Source organism: Exiguobacterium sp. AB2 (genome assembly GCF_000696055.1).
GTDB lineage: Bacteria > Bacillota > Bacilli > Exiguobacteriales > Exiguobacteriaceae > Exiguobacterium > Exiguobacterium alkaliphilum.
Window position 1 is genome coordinate 1 of the sequence record NZ_JNAA01000110.1, and the last position, 5511, is coordinate 5511.

The 5511-nt window shown below is 52.1% G+C and carries 8 protein-coding genes; 4 read left to right on the forward strand and 4 right to left on the reverse strand.

The annotated features are described in order from the left end of the window. Nucleotides 1-122 precede the first annotated feature (122 nt). Nucleotides 123-521: a cytidine deaminase gene (locus DI14_RS14695; protein WP_021066236.1), complete on the forward strand. Its 399-nt coding sequence runs from the start codon at nucleotides 123-125 to the stop codon at nucleotides 519-521. A gap of 40 nt (nucleotides 522-561) precedes the next feature. On the opposite strand, the gene DI14_RS14700 is transcribed toward DI14_RS14695, so the two are convergent. The 4 genes from DI14_RS14700 to DI14_RS14715 form a co-directional block, all read right to left on the reverse strand. Then, on the reverse strand, nucleotides 562-1275 hold the full coding sequence (locus DI14_RS14700) for a polysaccharide deacetylase family protein (protein ID WP_235193486.1): 714 nt from the start codon (nucleotides 1273-1275) through the stop codon (nucleotides 562-564). 221 nt (nucleotides 1276-1496) lie between these two features. Next, the gene (locus DI14_RS14705; RefSeq protein WP_034809896.1) at nucleotides 1497-2213 is read right to left on the reverse strand and encodes a polysaccharide deacetylase family protein; all 717 of its coding nucleotides are present in this window, start codon (nucleotides 2211-2213) and stop codon (nucleotides 1497-1499) included. A 122-nt stretch (nucleotides 2214-2335) separates the two neighbouring features. Further along, complete coding sequence (locus tag DI14_RS14710; protein WP_034809899.1) at nucleotides 2336-2812, reverse strand: GNAT family N-acetyltransferase; 477 nt, start codon at nucleotides 2810-2812, stop codon at nucleotides 2336-2338. A 90-nt stretch (nucleotides 2813-2902) separates the two neighbouring features. Beyond that, on the reverse strand, nucleotides 2903-3622 hold the full coding sequence (locus tag DI14_RS14715) for a GntR family transcriptional regulator (protein ID WP_034809901.1): 720 nt from the start codon (nucleotides 3620-3622) through the stop codon (nucleotides 2903-2905). Nucleotides 3623-3767: 145 nt separating this feature from the next. On the opposite strand from DI14_RS14715, the gene DI14_RS14720 reads away from it, so the two are divergent. The 3 genes from DI14_RS14720 to DI14_RS14725 all read left to right on the forward strand — a co-directional run bounded on the left by DI14_RS14720 (nucleotide 3768) and on the right by DI14_RS14725 (nucleotide 5475). Further along, nucleotides 3768-5117 (forward strand): 6-phospho-alpha-glucosidase, encoded by a 1350-nt coding sequence (locus tag DI14_RS14720; RefSeq protein ID WP_034809904.1) that lies wholly within the window; start codon nucleotides 3768-3770, stop codon nucleotides 5115-5117. 71 nt (nucleotides 5118-5188) lie between these two features. Further along, nucleotides 5189-5317, forward strand: coding sequence for a hypothetical protein (locus DI14_RS15725; RefSeq protein WP_369792727.1), 129 nt, complete (start codon nucleotides 5189-5191; stop codon nucleotides 5315-5317). Next, complete coding sequence (locus DI14_RS14725) at nucleotides 5281-5475, forward strand: hypothetical protein (RefSeq protein WP_369792726.1); 195 nt, start codon at nucleotides 5281-5283, stop codon at nucleotides 5473-5475. Before DI14_RS15725 ends, DI14_RS14725 begins: the two co-directional genes overlap by 37 nt. The last annotated feature ends 36 nt before the right edge of the window (nucleotides 5476-5511 follow it).

The window sequence follows — 5511 nt, forward strand, 5'->3', positions numbered from 1 at the left end:
GAAAGCGCCATCAAAAAGTCGTTGACTTTGCTTCGTGGGGGGTGTATGCTAAAAATCCTGCCCAAAAAGAGAGGCCGGGAACTGGCATCAGTTCATTATGAGTCAGAGAGGAACATGATCCCATGAACCAACAACAATTAGTCGAGCGTGCCCGCCAAGTGAAAGAGAACGCCTACTCGCCGTATTCAAACTTCCGCGTCGGAGCGGCGCTTCTCATGAAGGACGGTACGGTCATCGACGGCGTCAACGTCGAGAACGTCTCGTTCGGCGCGACGAACTGTGCCGAGCGTACGGCCATCTTCACAGCGGTCGCGCAAGGTTATAAAAAAGGCGACTTCGAAGCCGTCGCGGTGTCAGGCGACACGGTCGACTTCTTGCCGCCATGCAGCATCTGCCGCCAAGTGCTCGTCGAGTTCGGCGACCCGGACTTCAAAGTGTTGCTCACGAACGGCAACGCCGACGTGAAAGAAGTGACGCTTGAGGAGCTCGTCCCGCTCGCGTTCACAGAACTCGAGATGTGATGAAACAAAGCCTTGCCGACAATCGGCAAGGCTTTGTTTGTTAGCGCCATTTGTTAAAGAAGTTGTGCGGGTTTTTGATGCCGTGTAGCGTGCGGAATTCGTAGCCGCGCTTTTTCGAGTGGCGCAGGATATAGTCGAGCGCGGTCGGCGTGATCGAGTGGTCGTGCGTCAAGATAATCGAGGCGACGTTCGCTCGGTAGTTCGCGTTCAGTCGGGCGAACACTTGGTTTTGGACGCGGCGATTGTCTGACTTGTACCGATAGTCGAGACTGTCGACGTTCCAGTCCCACATCTGGAAGCCGGCCTTCGTCATCGCTTGCCGATGCGCCGCTGTCATGTACGGGTCGCTGCCATAGGGGGTCCGGACAATGTTCGTCTTGACGCCGGTCACTTGGAACACGAGCTTCTGTACTTGTTGCATCTCACGCACGGCCGTCGTCGGTGTGCGGTAAAACTTGTGTCGGTCGTGCGTCATGCCGTGGAGCGCGATAAGGTGACCTTCGGCGACGATTCGACGAAGCATTTTCTCGTTGCCTTTGATATTGTTGCCGAGAATGAAGAACGTGGCCTTGACCTTATGCTTCTTCAACACGTCGAGCAGTGCGCCCGTCTGACGGTGCGGGCCATCGTCAAACGTCAAATAGATGAGGCTACGGTCGTTGTACGCTTTCGGTGTCGTGGCCTCTGCGTGTGACAAGGGACTGATCAAGAGAATGGCCAACACGAACAAAATCAAACGTTTTCTCATCATCATACACACCTTCCTGATGCAAATCGTTGGTGATTGACGGTGCCGGCATGATTGACGTTAGTCTTTACCCGATTCAAGATCACGAAACTACACATACGGACGACAAATATTTGGTTCATTCCGAGACACGAACAAGCCCTTCAATCGTGTGATTGAAGGGCTAATTTTCATTTCTGAACAGCTGAATGCATCGTCTCGTTAACCTAATAGGGGAGGTGGAGAAATCATTCATTCGGTTCCCACGGATTGAAAAAGTTATATGGGGGATGCACCCCTTCTAACGTCCGGAACTCATAGTCGCGTTGTTTCGCATAGCGGATAATCGTATCGAGCGCTTTTGGGGTCATTGAGTGATCGTGTGCCAAGATGATGGAGGCGATATTCATCTCGTAGTTCGCCTCGAGCCGGTTGAACACACGCTGCTCGATTGGCGCGTTGTCTTTCTTATAAATGTGATCGAGACTGCCGACGTTCCAGTCCCAAATCTCGAAACCGGCTTCATTCATCGCTTGCCAGTGCGCAGGCGTCATTCCGGCGTCACTCCCGTAAATCGTGCGGGCCATATTCGTATGGATGCCGGTCACGTCGTAGATGAGCGCTTGGACTTCTTGCATTTGGCGAACGGCCGTCATCGGCGACGCATAAAACTCCTCGCGCGCGTGTGTCATTCCATGCAAGGCGATGAGATGTCCCTCAGCGACGATGCGGTGGAGCAGATGCTCATTTCCTTTGATATTCTTACCGAGGATGAAGAACGTCGCCTTCACCCGATGCTTCTTTAAGACGTCAAGTAGCGCTCCCGTCTTTCGGTTTGGCCCGTCATCGAGCGTCAAGTAGATAAGGCTGCGGTCGTTATAGGCTTTCGGTTTTGGAATCGCCGCTTGAGACAACGACCCAATCAATAAAAAGATAGACATGAATAAAATGACACGTTTCATCATTCCGCTAAAACTCCCTCGGGCCAAAAGTCAGGTGACGTGGTATCGGTGTGAAGGATAGATTACCACATCTCCGATGAAAGGATGAAGCGAAACATGGATGATCAAAGGTAGTCATGTCGTGATCATTTAGGTCGACTCACGTCGAGTTGATAAATTCGTTCATCATCCTCTGTCGTCAAGTAGACGAAGTTCAACTTTTTCAAGAGTGCAATTGACGCCTCATTTGTCGGAAGGCAGCCGGCTTTAATCGTCTCAACTCCTCGGTCGGACAAGTGACGAATCAGTCCTGACACGACCTCGGACGCATAGCCTTGGCGCGCGCGGCGGGGTGAAATCGTATAGCCGATCCAATACGTCGTCCTGTCTTGTTGCACATACAAATCACCAATTAATTCATTCGTCTCCTGGTCGATGATGGCGAGTTGCATGCCTTGCGTGATGGCTTGTTCGCCGAGTAAAGAGCGTTCATATTCTTCGTAAGTCAATCCTTTGAACGATTGGTGCTGCATCCATTCCAAGTCGTTCCGATATGCCATGAACGGTTCGATGTCCTGTTGCGCGAACGGTCGGATGAGGCAGCGGGTCGTCGTGAATGTCATGATGAACCCCCTCCTGATTTTCTTTATAATGAGTGAATTGTCATGGACGGTAAAAGGACCTGTGAATGAAACGATTCACGGGTCCTTCTTTTAATGTCTCCGTCCGGCGCGGATGATGAAGCGGTATTCCTCGCTCTTGAAATACGTCTCGGTGAACTCAAAACGGCTGCCGTCCATAAGGAACGAGTAGAGCTGGACTTTGAGCACGGGTGTCCGTTCGCTCACCCCGAGCATCTCGGCGATATCTTTTGATGGGAGCACCGGGATGAATTCTTGGACGCTGTCCGCGATTTTGAGTCCTTTCACGTCTTCGATATAAGCGTACTTCGACTGCGTCATCACTTCATACGTCAAGTCGGGGAAGAGTTTGAGCGGAAGGTACGTGTCCTCGACGATGAGCGGCTCGCCGTCGGCGAACCGTTGCCGTCGCACGTAAAAGACGAGGTCACCTTCTTCGAGTTCGAGTGCTTCCCGGACTTTCTCACTCGGTGGCTGCAAGGTGAACGTGAGCACTTTGTTCGTCACATCTTTCCCTTCACGCCTCATATCTTCGGTAAAACTTTTCAGCTCATACATATTGTGCTCGATCTTTTCGGACTGGACGTACGTGCCGCTCCCTTGGCGCTTCCACAATAGTCCTTCCTCTTGGAGAAGTTTGACCGCCTGACGGACGGTGACCCGGCTGACGCCGAACTCTTCGACGAGCTGTGCCTCGGTCGGGATTGCCTCGCCGGGCGCCCACGTGCCGGACTCGATGAACGCACGCATTCGTTGCGCGACTTGCTGATAAAGCGGTGACTTTGCTTTCATGGTGGACCCTCCGATGCGACTTGGATTCATACGTTCAGTATACACGAAATAAAATGTTTTCAAAATTAGTGTTGACGATTAAGATAATATGTATTAAATTTGTATTGTAATCAATGAGATATGTATTTGAAAGGGGAACGCACACATGAAACAAGGACAACGCCTCGTCGTCGTCGGTGGCGGCAGCACGTACACGATCGGTATGATCATGAGTTTGATTGAAGAGAAGGCTCACTTCCCACTACGTTCAATCACGTTTTACGATACGGACGGTGACCGCCAAGAGCGCGTCGCCAAAGCGACTGAGGTCATCTTGCGTGAGCATTATCCAGAGCTCGAGCTGTTCGAATATACGACGGACAAAGAGTACGCCTTCCGCGATAAAGATTTCTTCTTCGTCCAAATTCGGACGGGCGGTTTGGAAATGCGCGAAAAAGATGAGCAGATTCCGCTCCGTCACGGCGTGGTTGGACAAGAGACGTGTGGACCGGGCGGGATGTCGTATGGGATGCGCTCGATCGGGGACATGATTGATCTCGTCGCCGACATCCGTCAAGGTTCACCGGACGGTTGGATTTTGAACTATACGAACCCGGCCGCCATCGTCGCCGAGGCGTTGAAGCGTGCCTACCCGAACGATAAAAAGGTTTTGAACATCTGTGACATGCCAGCCGCGATCATGGTCAGTTACGCGAAGATTCTCGGCAAAGAGATTTGGGACCTCGTGCCAGAGTACTTCGGACTCAACCACTTCGGTTGGTTTACAGGCATTTATGACAAAGAAGGCAATGAGCTGACAGAAGACATCAAGCGCGCCATCTTGGAGGACGGGTTCATCCCGGAAGACTCGGAGATCGCCAACGATCCGTCTTGGATCAAGACGTTCAAACAAGTCGAGAAGATGCTCACCGACTTCCCGGAATACTTGCCGAACACGTATCTCCAGTACTACTTGTATCCGTCGGACATGGTGGAGAAGGAAGACGTGGAAAACACGCGGGCCCGTCAAGTCATCAACGGCCGCCAACAGCGCGTCTTCTCGATGTGCGATCAAATCATCGCCGACGACTCGCTCGAGAACGTGCATCTTGAAGTCGACATCCACGGTTGCTACATGATTCGCGTCGCAGCGTCACTCGCCTACAACAATGGCGACATCTTCATCGTCATGGTGAAGAACGACGGCATCATCGCTAACTTGCCGGATGATGCGATGGTCGAAGTGCCGGCGATGCTCACGAACCGTGGACCGAAGCCGTTCGCTGTCGGACACATTCCTCGCTTCTACAAAGGGATGATTGAAGGACAGCTCGCCTACGAACAGCTCGTCGTCGACGCCTATTTCGAGAACAGCTATGAAAAGGCACTCCAGGCACTCACGCTCAACCGGACCGTCGTCGATGCGCCGGTCGCCCGTCAAATCCTTGACGATTTGATTAACGAGAACGAGAACTATTGGCCGGCCCTCAAACAACGGGAGACGGTCGCACGCTAAAGACGAAGGGGATATCTTCCCCTTTGTTCATTTTTTGAATTGATAACGCTTACACATAAGGAGTGAATCAGATGAGTCAATGGTTCGGTGTGTTTCAAAAGTTCGGGAAGGCGCTCATGGTGCCGGTGGCGCTCTTACCGGCGGCCGGGAGAACATCGTCGACATCGACGCGTGCTTCACTCGGCTTCGCGTCGAATTGAAAGACGTGTTAAAAATCGATGAGGACGAGTTGAAGGCGCTCGGCGCGGCCGGGGTCATTAAGGTGAAAAACAATATTCAAGCCATCTTCGGGGGACGCTCGGACTTGTACAAGAATGAGTTGCTGAAAATGCATAAAGAGATGGATCAAGCGAATTGAACAAAGAACCTAACCGGGCCCCGGTTAGGTTCTTTG